The organism is Pelagicoccus sp. SDUM812002 (assembly GCF_031127835.1).
GTDB lineage: Bacteria > Verrucomicrobiota > Verrucomicrobiia > Opitutales > Opitutaceae > Pelagicoccus.
Window position 1 is genome coordinate 1 of sequence record NZ_JARXHX010000057.1, and the last position, 2,824, is coordinate 2,824.

Sequence of the window (2,824 nt, forward strand, 5' to 3'; positions counted from 1 at the left end):
ACTTCGGCAAACGCCCGCCTCCTTCACCACGAACCACCCAAAACAAAGACCCCAGACATGGAGGCAAAGCCTAGGCCTCGCGTATGGTCTCGGCGTTAGGCAGAAATAATATATTTAGAGGAGCGAGAATCGAACGGAAGGAACGAGCATCCTCGTCCAGTGCGAGCATAGCATTCAGATCAGCAAGAAAGGGGAACCAGTTTTAGAGAATCCAACGAAAGTAATTATTGGGCTATTTGACATTTCCAGCTCCGGTATAAGTGAAAGTCATCGTTCTTGGCGACCCAGCCGGAGACGATCCACGAGCAAGGATTTCCGACCGAGTTGAACATAGGAGAGAAGCGATTTCAGAATCCGAAGTCACGAGCATCCTCTTCCATTGGGAATATTTCAGTCCTAGAGTTTCCCGACATCCAGCGAGACACCTCCGAGCCAAACCGACGATCAAGCTTATAGAAAGACGATGACTCTTAAACGAAACCCCAAAGACAAATCAACCAATCGATCAAGCCTAACAAGGCGGCTCATACAATTCCGGCAAACGCCCGCCCTTTTCACTTCGACCCAAGACTTCAAAACACTAAATTAAAATGGAACCCCAACTGTGGCCTCCATGTATGGCCTTTGCGTTCGACAGAAAACAATCAATGCAAACAAACCCTCCACGAATTGACGCTACAGCATTCGATTGCCCACACTGTGGTGCATACACTACGCAGTACTGGCACGATTTGTATGCAAGATCCAAAGACACAGATTCTCCGACGCCGTGGATAGCTACAGAAAAACGAAAACTTGAAATTCTGAGAGATCCAGATTTCCCGGATGACGAAAAAGAAGGCATGGAAGCCTATTTTGACCGAATGCTGACCGGATTGGTTCAGCTTGATAATATCGAGTCTAAGACTGCATATTTGGGTGTCGAAAATCTGAATCTCAGCAAATGCTTCAATTGCAGAAAGATATCGGTTTGGGTTTTTGACAGGCTCGTTTTCCCAAAGACCGAGACATCCATCTCGCCAAATCAAGATCTTCCAGAAGAGATAATTAGAGATTTTGAAGAAGCTAGACGTATTGTGAACGAATCACCCAGAGGAGCGGCAGCACTCCTACGTCTATGCGTTCAGAAGCTATGCAAACACCTTGGAGAAAGTGGAAAGAACATAGATAAGGATATTGGTTCTCTTGTATCCAAGGGTTTGAACCCGTTAGTCCAGAAAGCCTTAGATGTGGTGCGAGTGATTGGCAATGAATCGGTACACCCTGGTGAACTCGACTTACGAGACGATAAACAGACGGCGATCCAGTTGTTTGGACTGATTAACTCTATATGCGACCAGATGATAAGCCATCCGAAGTCGGTTCAAGCGCTTTACGACATGCTTCCCGAAGGGAAGCGAGAAGGCATCGAAACAAGAGATAAGACGAAGTAAAAATAGGTCGAACCAGTCGGTCCATACAACTCCAGCCAGCGCTCCGCGCTGACTTCCGCGTATGACCTTCACGATATGTGAAGAAGGAAGATCTGGTTGAGCTAAAAATTGATCCTACAACGTATTAAGAAAACAACTTCAAAGAAACAAACTCCTGCACTGCTAAGAAAAATTGATTCCCACGATGAAGAGAAGAAATGATCCTGCAGTGAGGTAAAATTAGAAACCAAAAAATCCAACCATCCAAAGAGAAGAAATGATCGACTTGATATCGCACGCGGCAAATCAGCCGAAAACTGATTCAAAAAAAATTGCACATATCAAGTCGTCTCTCACAACGGCGACAAGCGCCGCGTGAGGCCTCGGCGTTCTACGAAACTTAAGATCAGGTTGATGAATATATTTATGGTTTTCGAGTCGAAGGACACAGCATCCTCAACCAGAGCGACCACGACATTCCAAACGAACACGACAGATAGATTTAATTTTGATTCTGACGAACCGAAGGAACGAGACGAACTTTTGACTTCGACATTTCAAGCTTCCCGAAGACACAATCCAACCTGCAACCCTGAGATGACGAGCAAGGTCCGATGCCAGTTTAAAGATTCGATTCGAGTGGACTCGACCACTGGAGACACGCTCCTGAAAAAAGTAGAACAAGTCAGTCGATACAATTCGGGTAAGCGCTCGCCGTTTTTTAATCACACCAGACACACTCAACCTCAAATTGACGTCCGAGCTACGTTTTGAGCTCACGTATCACTTCGGCGTTCGAAGAAAAATAGATGAAAAGAATCCTGCTCTCAATCTTCGCACTAACCTCAGCTTGTTTCGCAAGTATGGAATATGCGATACTCCCCGACTACGTACACATCGTGATCGATGGCGGGACTCGTGGTCAAATTGAGCTGAAAGCAAACGCTGACGAAGGGATAATTGAAAAGATAGATTTCTTCTACGATGAAGAATGGCATGAGGTTCCAAAGACTGCATTTGAAGACTTGGAGGCCGTATTACTCCACACCCTACAGGTGAGGTTTGAAACCGGAAATGATGTAGCCTACATATATTTCGAAACAAGCTACCGAGATGCAAGCGGGGCTCCAAATCCAAAAGGGATTCATATCTCGTTTGAAGAAGGAAAATTTACGAAGAGATCAATTATGACACCGAATTCAGGGGGAAGCATACATGGCGGAGGTTACACATATGAATCAAAGGAATTATAGTTCGAACCAGGCAGCCCATACAACTCCGGCCATCGCTCCGCGATGACCTACGCGTATGGCTTTCACGTTAGCAGAGAATAAATGATAGCGATTGTCCTCAACGGAACGTCCAGTTCTGGAAAAACAAGCATCGTACGAAGTCTTCAGAAGCATTCGCAA

The 2,824-nt window shown here is 45.6% G+C and carries 3 protein-coding genes; all 3 read left to right on the forward strand.

Going from position 1 to position 2,824, the window contains the following annotated elements:
- Window positions 1–590 precede the first annotated feature (590 nt).
- Complete coding sequence (locus tag QEH53_RS23415) at window positions 591–1,433, forward strand: DUF4145 domain-containing protein (protein ID WP_309025661.1); 843 nt, start codon at window positions 591–593, stop codon at window positions 1,431–1,433.
- A gap of 788 nt (window positions 1,434–2,221) precedes the next feature.
- On the forward strand, window positions 2,222–2,665 hold the full coding sequence (locus tag QEH53_RS23420; protein ID WP_309025662.1) for a hypothetical protein: 444 nt from the start codon (window positions 2,222–2,224) through the stop codon (window positions 2,663–2,665).
- An 81-nt stretch (window positions 2,666–2,746) separates the two neighbouring features.
- The coding region (locus QEH53_RS24565; protein WP_369426456.1) for a hypothetical protein at window positions 2,747–2,824 on the forward strand (78 nt) is incomplete at its 3' end.